We start from the raw sequence: 15,044 nt of genomic DNA, 5'->3' as shown, positions 1-15,044 counted from the left end.
ATGGGGAACGAGACGGACAAGAAGCCCACGCTCACGCGCGAGGAGAAGCTCGCGCTGCTCGCGAAGCGTTTGGAGAAGAAGCCCCGGCCCGCGCTGCCGCTGACGTTCTCCCAGCAGCGCATGTGGTTCCTGGAGCAGCTCTCTCCCGGGCTCCCGGCCTACAACCTGCCGCTGGTGGTGGAGCTGTCGGGGCGCCTGGACGTGGCCGTGCTGGAGCGCAGCTTCCAGGAGGTGGCGCGCCGCCATGAAGCACTGCGCACGCACTTCGGTGAGGTGTCCGGAACGCCGGTGCAGCTCGTGGAAGCGCAAGCCCGGCTTCCCTTCACCGTGGAAGGGCTGGAGGACGTCCCGGCGGAGGAGCGTGAGGCCGCGGTGCGCCAGCGCATCCAGCGGGAGATGCAGACGCCATTCGACCTGGCGCGCGGCCCGCTGGTCCGGGTGGTGCTGCTGCGGGTGACGCCGGAGCGGCACGTGCTCCTGGTGGTGGTGCATCACATCATCTCCGACGGCTGGTCCATGGGCGTGCTCACCCACGAGGTGGTGGCGCTCCATGCGGCCTTCTCCCAGGGCCAGCCCTCTCCGCTGCCGGAGCTGCCGCTCCAGTACGCGGACTACGCGGCGTGGCAGCGGGGGCAGTTGCGCGGTGAGGCGTTGGACGCGCACCTCGAGTTCTGGCGCAAGCGGCTGGAGGGCGCGCCGCACGAACTGGACCTGCCCACGGATCGACCCAGGCGCTCGGCGACGGGGAGGGCGGAGCAGCGCAAGGCCGTGCTGCCCCTGACGTTGGTGGAGCGGCTGGAGGCATTGGCGCGGAACGAGGGCGCCACGCTCTTCATGTCCGTGTTGGCCGGGCTCCAGGCGCTGCTGTCCCGGTACAGCGGACAGCAGGACCTGCTCATCGGTGCCCCATACGCGAACCGGAGCCGGAAGGAGACGGAGGGGCTCATCGGCCTCTTCTTCGAACCGCTGGTGCTGCGCGCGGACCTGTCAGGCCGCCCGGACTTCCGCGAGCTGCTGCGCCGCGCGAAGGCGGGCACGGTGGAGGCCTTCGCGCACCCGCACGTCCCGTTCGAGCCGCTGCTGAAGGCGCTGGGTGTGGAGCGCGACCTGACGCGCGCGCCGATGTTCCAGGTGCTCTTCGGGCAGTTGGATGCGCTGCCTCGGGTCCGCGAGGTGCCGGGGCTGGTTGTGCGGATGCTCGACGCGGACGTGACGAGCACGGAGCTGGACCTGACGCTGATGATGGCGCGAGGCCCCGAAGGCATCACGCTGGCGGCAACGTACAACGCGGACCTGTTCGACGCGGCCACCATCGAGGGGATGTTGAGCCACCTGGAGTCGCTGCTCGACGCGGCGGTGGAGTCTCCCGACCGCGCGATGGAGGCCCTGCCGTTGCTCCGGGCGTCGGAGCGTCACCGGCTGCTGGTGGAGTGGAACGGGGCGAGCGAAGCCCTGCCTCGCGACGCCCGGGCCCATGCGCTGTTCGAGGCGCAGGTGGCGAGGACGCCGGAGGCCACGGCCGTGGTCTCAGGCCCCGAGTCCGTGACGTACCGCGAGCTGGATGCGCGGGCGAACCGCGTGGCGAGGCGGCTGCGGGAGCATGGGGTGGGGCTGGAGTCCCGGGTGGCCGTGTGCGTGGAGCGCTCGGTGGAGATGCTGGCGGCGCTCCTGGGCGTGCTCAAGGCGGGCGGTGCCTACGTGCCGCTGGATCCGGAGTACCCGACGGAGCGGCTGGGCTTCATGTTGGAGGACAGCGGCGCGCGCGTGGTGGTGTCGCGCGAGTCGTTCCGCGAGAAGCTGGGCGGGGCGCCGGGCTGTGTGTGGCTGGACGTGGAATCGCTCAGGCAGGTGGGCGATGCGACGGCGCCGGGCGTGGAGGTCCCGCCGGAGGCAGCGGCGTACGTGCTGTACACGTCGGGCTCCACGGGACGTCCGAAGGGCGTGGTGGTGCAGCACCGCTCGCTGACGAGCTTCATCCGGGCGGAGTGGCGCATCTGCCCGGTGGAGCCGGGAGACCGGGTGCTCCAGTTCGCGTCCATCAGTTGGGACACGAGCGCGGAGGAGATCTACCCATGCCTCACGCGGGGCGGCACGCTGGTGCTGCGCACTCCGGAGATGCTGGACGTACCGGACGCGTTCCTGGCCCGGTGCGAGGCGGCGGGCATCACCCAGCTCAACCTGCCCACGGCCTTCTGGCACGAGGTGACGGCGAGCCTGGACGCGGGCAAGGCCCGGCTGCCTCCAGGGTTGAAGTGGGTGGTCATCGGTGGCGAGCGGGCGGTGCCCGAGCGGGTGGCGCAGTGGCGCCGCCGCGTGGGGAGCACGGTGCCCCTGCTGAACACCTACGGACTCACCGAGGTGACGGCGGTGGCCACGTCGGTGGATCTGTCCGCCGGGCCCGAGGAGCCCGGGCGGGAAGTGGCCATCGGCCGGCCGCTGAACAACGTCCGGATCTACGTGCTCGATGGTGAGCGGGAGCCTGTTCCGGCGGGCGTGACGGGAGAGCTGTACGTCGGCGGCGAAGGCGTGGCGCGCGGCTACCTGGGCCGGCCGGAGCTGACGGCGGAGCGCTTCGTGCCGGGCCCGTTCGGAGACGGAGAGCGGCTGTACCGCACCGGCGACAAGGCGCGCTGGAGGCGGGACGGCGTCCTGGAGTACCTGGGCCGTGGCGACACGCAGGTGAAGGTGCGGGGCCATCGCATCGAACCGGGCGAGGTGGAGGCCGCGCTGCTCGGGCAGCCGGGCGTGCGCGAGGCCCTCGTGGTGGTGCGCGAGGATGCTCCGGGCGACAAGCGGCTGGTGGCCTACGTGGTGGCTCGCGACGGGCAGGCGCTGGAGGGCGGCGACGTCCGCGCGGGGCTGGATCAGCGGTTGCCCCGGTTCATGGTGCCGCAGGCGGTGGTGGTGCTGGAGCGGCTGCCGCTGCTTCCGAATGGGAAGGTGGACCGCAAGGCCCTGCCCGCGCCGGAGGCGGTGCGGGAGCCCCGGAAGCAGGCGCACGTCGCGCCGCGCACGCCAGCGGAGCAGATGCTGGCGGGCTTCTGGGCGGAGGTGCTGCGCCTGGAATCGGTGGGCCTCTACGACAACTTCTTCGAGGTGGGCGGCCACTCGCTGCTGGCCATGCAGTTGGTCGCGCGGGTGCGCGAGGCCTTCCGGGTGGACCTGCCGCTGCGCGACGTCTTCGAGTCGCCCACGGTGGCGGCGCTGGCGGAGCGGATCGCGAGGGTGGTGGCTGTCGCGGGCATCCAGGCGCCTCCGCTGAAGCGGACGGCGCGCGAGGACGGCACGGCTCCGCTGTCGTTCGCGCAGCAGCGCCTGTGGTTCCTCGCGCAGCTCGATCCGACGAACACGTCGTACAACCTCTGGGCCCCGGTGCGCATGACGGGTGCGCTGGACGTACGTGCGCTGGAGCAGAGCTTCGAGTCACTGGTGCTGCGGCATGAATCGCTGCGCACCACCTTCCGCACCGAGGGCGGCTCGCCCGTGCAGTTCATCACCTCCGAGGCCCGGGTGCCGCTGGAGGTCGTGGACCTGGGCTCGCTGCCCGAGGGCGAACGCGAGGCCGCGGCGAAGGCCCGGGCCGAGGAAGAAGTGCGTCGCCCGTTCCTGCTGGAGCAGGGGCCGCTGCTGCGCACGGTGCTGCTGAAGGTGTCCGAGCAGGAGCACGTACTGGTGCTGGTGATGCACCACATCGTGTCGGACTACTGGTCCATGGGCATCCTCGTGCGCGAGGTGTCCGCGCTGTACGAGGCCCTGTCGCGGGGCCTGCCGTCGCCGCTGCCGGAGCTGCCCGTGCAGTACCCGGACTTCGCGGTATGGCAGCGCGAGTGGCTGAAGGGCGAGGTGCTGGAGACGCAGCTCGCGTACTGGCGCCAGCAACTGGAAGGGGTGCCGCGAGCGCTGGAGTTGCCCACCGACAAGCCACGCCCCGTGGCGCAGACGTTCCGGGGCGCGAACCGGCTCGTGCGGTGGCCCAAGACGCTGTGGCGCGAGGTGGAGGCGCTCGGTCGGCGCGAGGGTGCGACGCCGTTCATGGTGTTGCTGGCGGCGTTCCAGACGGTGCTGTCGCGCTACGCGGGGCAAGAGGACGTGAGCGTGGGCGCGCCCATCGCGGGCCGTACGCACTCGGAAACCGAGGGGCTCATCGGCTTCTTCGTCAACACGCTGGTGCTGCGGGCGAAGCTGGCACCCGGGCAGCGCTTCCGTGAACTGTTGGCGCAGGTGCGTGAGGTGACGCTGGGCGCGTACGCGCACCAGGACGTGTCGTTCGAGAAGCTGGTGGAGGAGCTCCGGCCCGAACGCGACCTGAGCCGCAGCCCGTTCTTCCAGGTGACGTTGACGCTGCAGAACACCCCCGCGTCCGAGGTCCGGCTGCTGGGCCTCACCCTCAAGGGGATGGAGGCGGAGGAGAAGACGTCGAAGTTCGACCTGTCGCTGGTGGTGGAGGAGGTGCAGGACGGCGTGGTCGCGATGGTCAACTACAACAGCGACCTGTTCGAGGCCGGGACGATGGACCGGATGCTCGGGCACTTGAAGGTGCTGTTGGAGGCGGCGGTCGCACGTCCGGAGCAACGGCTGTGGGAGTTGCCGTTGATGGGGCCGGAGGAGCAGCAGCGGCTGGTGAAGGAGTGGAGCGGCAGCGCGTCGGAATACCCGCGCGAGAAGTCGCTGCCGGAGCTGTTCGAAGCGCAGGTGCTGAAGACGCCGGACGCGGTGGCGGTGGAGTACGGGGCGCAGCGGCTGACGTACGGGGAGCTGAACCGGCGGGCCAACCAGCTGGCGCACCACTTGCGGTCCATGGGAGTGGGGCCCGAGGTGAGAGTGGGCCTGTGCGTGGAGCGCTCGCTGGAGTTGGTGGTGAGCGTGCTGGGCATCCTGAAGGCAGGAGGCGTGTACGTCCCGCTGGATGCGAGCTACCCACTGGAGCGCCTCTCGTGGATGAAGCGAGAGGCCGGAGTCGCGCTGCTGGTCGCCCAGGAGAAGCTGGCGGACGAGGTGGCGTCGGGCGGCGAGCTGGTGGTGAGCGTGGACACCGAGTGGGGTGCCATTGCACGCCAACCGGAGAGCAACCTGGGCCCGAGTGTCGGCGGCGGCAACCTGGCGTACGTGATGTTCACGTCGGGAAGCACGGGCCAGCCGAAGGGCGTGGGCGTGCCGCACCGGGCGGTGTCGCGGCTGTTGCTGGGAACGGACTTCGCGCGCTTCGGACCGGAAGAGGTGTGGCTGCAACTGGCGCCCATTTCGTTCGACGCCTCGACGCTGGAAGTGTGGGGCGCGCTGCTGCACGGAGCGAAGCTGGTGGTGTACCCGGCGGGGACGCCGTCGCTGGAGGAGCTGGGCCGCAAGCTGGAGGAGGCGGGCATCACGTCGCTGTGGCTGACGGCGGCGCTCTTCGAGCAGATGCAAGCGCGTCAGCCGCAAGCCCTGGCGAAGGTGAAGCAGGTGCTGGCCGGTGGAGACGTGCTGCCGGTGGGCCGGGTGAAGGAGCGGCTTGCCTCGGGAGGCGTGCTCATCAACGGGTACGGCCCGACGGAGAACACGACGTTCTCCAGCACGCACCGGATGGAGGGGCCCGATGAAGTAGGCACGACGGTGTCCATCGGTCGGCCGATTCCGAACACGACGGCGTACGTGCTGGACGGGACGATGCGGCCGGTGCCGGTGGGAGTGCCGGGCGAGCTGTACGTGGGCGGAGAGGGTCTGGCCGTCGGATATGTCGGCCGCCCCGAGTTGACAGCGGAGCGCTTCGTCCCGAACCCCTTCGCGGAAGGAGCGCGGCTGTACCGCACGGGCGACGTGGTGCGGTGGCTGAGCAACGGCACGCTGGAGTTCACGGGCCGCAAGGACACGCAGGTGAAGGTGCGGGGCTACCGCATCGAGCTGGGCGAAGTGGAAGCGGCGCTGAGCCAATCCGCCGGAGTCAGTGAGGCCGTGGTGGTGGCCCGAGACGACGGAGCCGAAGGCAAGCGGCTGGTGGCGTACGTGACGGCGCAGGCGGGCGCGGAGCTGGAAGCCAGCGCCCTGCGCAATCACGTGAAGCAGCGGCTGCCGGAGTACATGGTGCCGTCGGCGTACGTGGTGCTGGATGCGCTGCCGCTGACGCCCAACGGCAAGGTCGACCGCAAGGCGCTGCCCGCGCCGGAGGCCCGAAGCCCGGAGCCCGAGCGTTTCGTGGCACCGCGCACGGTTACCGAGCAGAAGCTCGCAGCCATCTTCACCGAGGTGCTGAACACCGCGCAGGTGGGTCTGGACGGAGACTTCTTCGAACTGGGCGGACACTCGCTGCTGGCGACACAGTTGGTGTCACGCGTGCGCGAAGCGTTCCAGGTGGAGCTACCCCTGCGAGACGTCTTCGAATCCCCCACGGTGGAGAAGCTGGCCCTCCGGGTGGAGCAAACCCAGGCGGGAATCGCGGCAGTCCAGGCACCGCCGCTGAAGCGGATGCCGCGCCTGGGCGCGCTGCCACTGTCGTTCGCGCAGCAGCGGCTGTGGTTCCTCGACCAGCTCGAGCCGGGCAGCCCCCTCTACAACATCCCCCTGGCCATCCGGCTGTCGGGTGAGCTGCACGTGGACGCCCTGGAACATGCCCTGCGCGAGCTGGTGCGCAGGCACGAGGTGCTCCGCACGACGTTCCGCACCGAGGGCGGCACGCCGGTGCAGATCATCTCCCATCCTCCCGTGTTCACCTTGATGGTGGTGGACCTGTCCTCGTTTCCCCCGGAACAGGCCGAGGAGGAAGTCCACCGACTGCTCCACGAGGAATCGCTCCGCGCGTTCGACCTCTCCAGCGGTCCACTGCTCCGCACGCGCCTGCTGAAGCGCTCGGAGCAGGAGCACGTGCTGCTCGCGAACATGCACCACATCGTCTCGGACGGTTGGTCCATGGGCGTCATCGTCCGGGAGCTCTCCGCGCTCTACGGAGCGTTCCGCGAAGGGCGGCCCTCACCGTTGCCCGAGCTGGAGGTGCAGTACGCCGACTTCGCCGCCTGGCAGCGCGCCTGGCTGAGAAGTGGCGCGCTTCGACGTCAGCTCGACTGGTGGCGGCAGCAGCTCGCGGGCGCGCCCCAGGTGCTCGCGCTCCCTACCGACCGGCCGCTGCCGGCGATGCAGACCTTCCGGGGAGCCACCGTCCCGGTGCGCCTGTCCCAGGCCACTTCCTCGGCGGTGAAGGCCCTGGCCCAGCGGGAAGGCGCCACGGCCTTCATGGTGCTGCTCGCGGGCTTCCAGGCGCTGTTGTCCCGCTACTCGGGCCAGGATGACCTCGTCGTGGGTGTGCCCGTCGCGGGCCGCAACCGCGCGGAGACGGAAGGGCTCATCGGCTTCTTCGTCAACACGCTGGCGCTGCGGGCCCGTCCGTCCGCGGAGAAGCCGTTCCTCTCCTTGCTGCGGGAGGTGAAGGACGTCGCGCTCGGTGCCTACGCGCACCAGGACGTTCCCTTCGAGCAGCTCGTGGAGGAGCTCCAGCCGGAGCGCAGCCTCGGCCACTCGCCGCTGTTCCAGGTGATGTTCTCCCTGCTGAACACGCCCATGCCGGAGGCGTTGCTGCCCGGGCTCGAAATGAGCGCGATGGACATGGAGCTGGGCGCCGCGAAGTTCTTCCTGACGCTGGCGCTGGAGGACCAGGCGGACGGCTTCGGCGGGGTGTTCGAGTACAACTCCGACCTCTTCGAGCCCGCCACCGTCCAGCGCATGGCCGCGCACTGGGTCACGTTGCTGGAAGCTGCGGTGGCCACGCCGGAGCAGCGCCTGGCCGGATTGCCGCTGCTGTCGTCCGAGGAACGACACCGGCTGCTCGTGGAGTGGAACGACACCTCATTGGAGTACCCCCGCGACACGCCCGTGCACGTGCAGGTGGCGGCGCTCGCGGCCCGCATCCCGGAGGCCGTGGCGCTCTCCTGGGACGAAGGGCAGCTCACCTACGCGGAGCTGATGGCCCGGTCGCGCTCGCTGGCCGGACACCTGCGGAAGCTCGGCGTGGGGCCCGAGGTGCGCGTGGGCCTGTGCGCCCGCCGCTCGCCCGAGATGGTGGTGGGGCTCCTCGCCATCCTGGAGGCAGGTGGTGCCTGGGTGCCGCTGGAGCCGGACGCTCCGAGCGAACGCCTGGCCCTCATGCTGGAGGACGCCAGGCCCGCGGTGCTGCTCACCCAGCGCGCCCTGCGGGACGTGCTGCCCGCGAGCGCGACGCCCGTGGTGTTGCTCGACGAGTACCTGGAGCCAGCGTCCTTCGAGGCGTGGGATTCCGGAGTGGTGGCGGACAACGCCGCCTATGTCCTCTTCACCTCCGGCTCCACGGGCCGTCCCAAGGGCGTGCTCGTCTCCCACCGCGCGCTCGCGCGACACACGGCGTGGTACAGCGCCGCGCTGGCGCTGGGGGGCGAGGACCGGGTGCTGCAGAAGGCCTCGCTCGGCTTCGACGCCTCGGTGCCGGAGGTGCTGGCCACGCTGGTGTCCGGCTCCCGGCTGGTGCTCCCGCCGGCCGAGGCGGAGAGCGACACGGACGCCCTGCTGGCCTCGTTGGAGCGCCTGCGGGTGACGGTGCTCCAACTCGTGCCGTCGCAGCTCCGCGTCCTGCTGGAGGATGCGCGCGTGGAGCGCGCGGCGGGCCTGCGCGTGTTGCTGTCCGGAGGCGAGGCGCTCCCGGTGGAGTTCGTCCGCCAGGTGAATGAGCGCCTGCCGTCCACGCTCTTCGTCAATGCCTATGGGCCCACCGAAACCACCGTCGACGCGACGGCGTGGCTCGGAGGCGATCCGGGCGAAGGCCCCACCGTGCCCATTGGCCGTCCCATCGGGAACACGCGGGCGTACGTGCTGGACACCCGGGGCCAGCCGGTTCCCGCAGGAGTCCCTGGAGAGCTGTTCATCGGCGGCGAGGGGCTGGCGCGCGGCTACGTGGGCCGTCCGGACCTGACGGCGGAGCGCTTCGGGCCGGACACCTTCGGAGGAGATCCGGGCGCACGGCTGTACCGCACCGGAGACCGGGCGCGCTGGCTCGCGGGCGGCACGCTGGAATTCCTGGGCCGGGTGGACACGCAGGTGAAGGTGCGGGGCTACCGCATCGAACTGGCCGAGGTGGAAGCGGTGCTGGCGGAGCACCCGGCCGTGCGCGTCGCGGTGGTGGTGGCGCGCGAGGACGTGCCGGGTGACACGAGGCTCGTGGCCTACGTGGTGCCTCGCGTCTCCAGGACACCAGCCCCGTCCACGGAAGGCGCGGACGGACTGGACGCAGCGGAGCTGCGGACCCACCTGGGCCGGCGCCTGCCACCGCCCATGGTGCCCTCGCGTTTCGTGGTCCTGGCATCCCTGCCACTGCTGCCGAACGGAAAGGTGGACCGCAAGGCCCTGCCCGCGCCGGACGTGGACGTCACCGAGCGCGAGTACATCGCACCGCGTACGCCCACCGAGGAGCTGCTGTCCGGGTTCTTCAGCCGGCTGCTCGGCGTCGAGCGCGTGGGCGTGCACGACGGCTTCTTCGAATTGGGGGGGCACTCGCTGCTGGCGACCCAGCTCGTGTCGAGGGTGCGATCGACGTTCCGGGTGGAGCTGGCGCTGCGAGAGCTGTTTGAAGCGCCGACGGTGGCCGAGCTGGCGCTGCGGGTGGACAAGGCCCAGCGGCGCGGGCCCGGACTGCCGGTGGTGCCCCGGAGTCAGTCGCAGTCACACGCCCGTGAGCTGCCGCTGTCGTTCGCGCAGCAGCGCCTCTGGTTCCTGGATCAGCTCCAGCCCGGGAGCGCCTTCTACAACGTGCCCGCGGGGGTGAAGCTGACCGGGCCGCTGGATGCGCGCGCGTTGGAGTGGAGCTTCGAGGAACTGGTGCGCCGGCATGAATCGCTGCGCACCACGTTCCGCGCCGAGGGCGGCACGCCGGTGCAGGTCATCGCGCCGGAGCCGGAGCTCGCCTTCGCGGTGGTGTCGCTGGAGGAGGTGCCGGAAGCAGGCCGCGACGCGGAGGCGAAGCGGTGGGCCGAGGAGGAGGCCCAACGTCCCTTCGATTTGAAGAAGGGGCCGTTGCTGCGGGCCACGCTCCTGCGCCTGCGCGAACGGGAGCACGTGCTGGTGCTGGTGATGCACCACATCGTGTCGGACGAGTGGTCCATGGGCATCCTCGTGCGTGAGGTGGCGGCGCTCTACGAGGCGCTGGCCCAGGGACAGCGCTCGCCGCTGCCGGAGCTGCCGCTCCAGTACGGCGACTACGCGGTCTGGCAGCACACGTGGCTGAAGGGTGAGGTGCTGGAGACGCAGCTCGCGTACTGGCGCCAGCACTTGGAAGGGGCACCGCGGGCGTTGGAGCTGCCCACGGACAAGCCGCGTCCGGCGATGCAGACGTTCCACGGCGGTCTGCTGGAAGCGATGTGGCCGGCGGAGCTGTGGGCCGCGGTGAAGGCGCTCGGGCAGAAGGAGGGTGCGACGCCCTTCATGGTGTTGCTGGCGGCGTTCCAGACGGTGCTGTCGCGCTACGCAGGGCAGGACGACGTGAGCGTGGGCGCGCCCATCGCGGGCCGTACGCGCGAGGAGACGGAAGGGCTCATCGGCTTCTTCGTCAACACGCTGGTGCTGCGCACGAAGCTGTCGCCCGGACAGAGCTTCCGTGAGCTGCTGGCGCGGGTGCGCGAGGTGACGCTGGGGGCGTACGCGCACCAGGACGTGCCGTTCGAGAAGCTGGTGGAAGAACTCCATCCGGAGCGCGACCTGAGCCGGGGCCCGCTGTTCCAGGTGACGTTGACGTTGCAGAACACCCCCGCGTCCGAGTTCCGTCTGCGGGAGCTGACGCTGAAGGGCATGGACTCCGAGGAGAAGACCTCGAAGTTCGACCTGTCACTGCTGGTCGAAGAGGCGCCGCACGGACTCGCCGTGGCGGTGAACTACAACAGCGACCTGTACGAAGCGCAGACGATGCGCCGGCTGATGGGGCACCTGCGCGTGTTGCTCACGGAGGCGGTCGCGCGTCCGGAGCAGCGGCTGTGGGAACTGCCGCTGATGGAGGCGGCTGAGCAGCAGCGACTGGTAAAGGCCTGGAGCGGCACGGCGGTGGCCTATCCGCGTGACTCCAGCCTGTCTGTTCTCTTTGAAGCGCAGGTGTTGAAGACGCCGGACGCGGTGGCGGTGGAGTACGGGGCGCAGCGGCTGACGTACGGGGAGCTGAACCGACGGGCCAATCAACTGGCGCACCACCTGAAGGGGATGGGAGTAGGGCCCGAGGTGAGGGTGGGCCTGTGCGTGGAGCGCTCGCTGGAGTTGGTGGTGAGCGTGCTGGGCATCCTGAAGGCAGGAGGCGTGTACGTCCCGCTGGATGCCAGCTACCCGCTGGAGCGTTTGGCGTGGATGAAGCGCGAAGCCGGAGTCGCGCTGCTGGTCGCCCAGGAGAAGCTGGCGGACGAGGTGGCGTCGGGCGGCGAGCTGGTGGTGAGCGTGGACACCGAGTGGGGTGCCATCGCGCGCCACCCTGAGAGCAATCCGAGCCCGAGTGCCGGCGGCGGCAACCTGGCGTACGTGATGTTCACGTCGGGAAGCACGGGCCAGCCGAAGGGCGTGGGCGTGCCGCACCGGGCGGTGTCGCGGCTGGTGCTGGGAACGGACTTCGCGCGCTTCGGGCCAGAGGAGGTGTGGCTGCAGTTGGCACCCATCTCCTTCGACGCGTCGACGTTGGAAGTGTGGGGCGCGCTGCTGCACGGAGCGAAGCTGGTGGTGTACCCGGCGGGAACGCCGTCGCTGGAGGAGCTGGGCCGTAAGCTGGAGGAGGCGGGCATCACGTCGCTGTGGCTGACGGCGGCGCTCTTCGAGCAGATGCAGGCGCGGCAGCCGCAGGCCCTGGCGAAGGTGAAGCAGGTGCTGGCCGGAGGAGACGTGCTGCCGGTGGGCCGCGTGAAGGAGCGGCTTGCCGCAGGCGGCGTGCTCATCAACGGATATGGCCCGACGGAGAACACGACGTTCTCCAGCACGCACCGGATGGAGGGGCCCGAAGAGGCAGGCACGACGGTGTCCATCGGTCAGCCCATCCAGAACACGACGGCGTACGTGCTGGACGGAGCGATGCAGCCAGTACCGGTGGGAGTGCCCGGTGAGCTGTACGTGGGCGGAGAGGGCTTGGCTGTCGGATACGTCGGCCGCCCAGAACTGACGGCGGAGCGCTTCGTCCCCAATCCCTTCGCGGAAGGAGCACGGCTGTACCGCACGGGAGACATGGTGCGGTGGCTGAGCGACGGCACGCTGGAGTTCGTGGGCCGCAGGGACACGCAGGTGAAGGTGCGGGGCTACCGCATCGAGCTGGGCGAAGTGGAATCGGCGTTGAGCCAGTCCGTCGGAGTCAGTGAGGCCGTGGTGGTGGCCCGAGACGACGGAGCCGAGGGCAAGCGGCTGGTGGCATACGTGACGGTCCGCGCAGGAGCGGAACTGGAAGCCAGCGAGCTTCGGAGTCACGTGAAGCAGCGGTTGCCGGAGTACATGGTGCCGTCGGCGTACGTGGTGCTGGATGCACTGCCCCTGACGCCCAACGGCAAGGTGGACCGCAAGGCCCTGCCCGCACCGGACGCGGAGGGCACTGCGAGCGCGCGGTTCATTCCACCGCGCACGACCATCGAGCAGAAGCTGGCAGCCATCTTCGCCGAAGTGCTGAAGGTGGAGCGCGTCGGTCTGGACGGAGACTTCTTCGAACTGGGCGGTCACTCGCTGCTGGCGACACAGCTGGTATCTCGTGTGCGCGAAGTGTTCCAGGTGGAGCTGCCGCTCCGGGACGTCTTCGAATCCCCCACGGTCGAGAAGCTGTCCCGGTGGCTGGAAGGCGTGCTCACCCTCGCGCCGGGCCTCCAGGTGCCACCGCTGAAGCGGGTGCCGCGCACGGACGCGCTGCCACTGTCGTTCGCGCAGCAGCGGCTGTGGTTCCTGGATCAGCTGGAGCCAGGCAGCCCGTCCTACAACATCCCGGTGGCGGTGAAGTTGACGGGAACGGTGCGGGTCGACGCGCTGGAGCACGCCTTCGACGCGTTGGTACATCGCCATGAATCCCTGCGCACGACGTTCCATGCCGAGGGCGGAGCGCCCGTGCAGCGCACCTCCCAGGACTCGCGGGTGCGGCTGCCCGTCGTGGACCTGAGTGGACTGCCAGCGGCCGAGCGCACCACGGAGGCGCAGCGTCGGGTCGGCCAGGAGGCCTCGCTCCCGTTCAGTCTGGAGCAGGGGCCGCTGCTGCGCACGGTGCTGCTGAAGCTGTCGGAGCAGGAGCACGTGCTGGTGCTGGTGATGCACCACATTGTGTCGGACGGCTGGTCGATGGGCGTCCTCGTCCGCGAGGTGGCCGCGCTCTACGAGGCGTGCTCGCAGGGCCTGCCGTCGCCGCTGCCCGAGCTTCCCCTCCAGTACGCGGACTACGCGGTGTGGCAGCGCGAGTGGCTCCAGGGCGAGGTGCTGGAAGCCCAGCTTGCCTGGTGGAAGGAACAGATCCAGGGAGCGCCCCGTGCGTTGGAGCTTCCGACGGACAGACCGCGCCCCGCGGTCCAGACGTTCCGGGGCGACAGCCGCGACGTCCGGTGGCCCCATGCGCTGTGGGAATCGGTCAAGACGCTCGCGCACCGGGAGGGCTCGACGCCCTTCATGGTGGTGCTGGCGGCGTTCCAGACGGTGCTGTCGCGGTACTCGGGACAGGACGACGTGTGCGTGGGTTCTCCCATCGCCAATCGCACCCGGGCCGAGACAGAAGGGCTCATCGGCTTCTTCATCAACACCCTGGTGCTGCGGGCACGGCTCGGTGGCAACCCCACGTTCCGTGAGCTGCTGGCGCAGGTGCGGGAGACGACGCTCGGGGCGTATGCGCATCAGGACATCCCCTTCGAGCGGCTGGTGGAGGAACTCAAGCCAGACCGCGACCTGAGCCGCAGTCCGCTCTTCCAGGTGATGTTCATCCTGCAGAACACGCCCACGGTGGAGCTGCGCCTGCCGGGCCTCACCCTGGAGGGGATGGACGGGGAGGCCCGGACGTCGAAGTTCGACCTGACGCTGGAGCTGACCGAGACGCCGCAAGGGCTCTCGGTCAGCGCCGTGTACAACAGCGACCTCTTCGAGCCCGGGACGATGGACCGGCTGCTCGGGCACCTGCGCGTACTGCTGGAGGCCGCCCTGCGGACTCCCGACGTCCGGCTGGCGGAGCTGCCGCTGCTGGGCGAGGACGAGCAGCGCCGGGTGCTCGTGGCGTGGAACGACACCCGCACTCCCTTCGCGCCCGCTACCGTCCAGGCCCTCTTCGAGGCTCAGGTGGAGCGGACCCCGGATGCGCTCGCCGTCGTGGCCGAGGACTCGCGCCTGACGTACCGCGAGCTGAACCTACGAGCCAACCAGTTGGCGCACCACCTGCGCTCGCTGGGCGTAGGCCCGGACGTCGTGGTGGGCCTGTACCTGGACCGCTCGGCCAGTGCCCTGGTGGGCCTGTGGGGCATCCTCAAGTCAGGCGGCGCCTACGTGCCCCTGGACCTCGCGTTTCCCGCTGAACGCCTCCGGGGTGTGCTCGCGGACGCGGGGGCGCGGGTGCTCGTCACGCAGTCGGCGCTGGCGGAAGCCCTGGGCTGGGACGGCGGAGCGGTGATCCGCCTGGATGCGGACGCGGGCCGCCTGATGGAGCGGAGTGAAGGCAGCCCGGTGCCCACGGCGGCCCCGGAGAACCTCGCCTACGTCATCTTCACATCCGGCTCCACGGGCCGACCGAAGGGCGTGGCCATCGAGCACCGGCAGCTCGTCAACTACGTACAAGGCGTGTCGCAACGGCTGGAGCTTCCGGAAGGCGCGTCGTTCGCCTCCGTGTCCACGCTGGCCGCGGACCTGGGCCACACCGCCGTGTTCCCGACGCTCTGCCGTGGTGGCGCGCTGCACCTCGTGTCGCGCGAGCGTGCGTCGGATCCGTCCGCGCTGGCCGCGCTCTTCGAGCACGAGTCGGTGGACTGCCTGAAGATCGTCCCCGCGCACCTGCAGGCGCTCCTGGCGTCCGGGAACCCCGAGCGGGTGTTGCCGCGCCAGCGCCTGGTGCTGGGCGGCGATGTCTCCGACTGGGCGCTGATCGACCG

General features: G+C 70.4%; 1 protein-coding gene (running past one end of the window). It reads left to right on the top strand.

Features of this window, described 5'->3' with window-relative positions:
* Positions 1-15,044 carry the beginning of a non-ribosomal peptide synthetase gene (locus tag D7X74_RS00715; protein ID WP_120530955.1) on the top strand. Its footprint extends 17,614 nt past the window's final position, so the window shows 15,044 of its 32,658 coding nt (coding positions 1-15,044); it begins with the start codon at positions 1-3; its stop codon lies off the right edge, out of view.

It is taken from the genome of Corallococcus sp. CA047B, from assembly GCF_003612065.1.
Lineage (GTDB): Bacteria > Myxococcota > Myxococcia > Myxococcales > Myxococcaceae > Corallococcus > Corallococcus praedator.
Note: the sequence above shows the minus strand (reverse complement) of the source record. Positions and strands in the feature narration are given on the sequence as shown.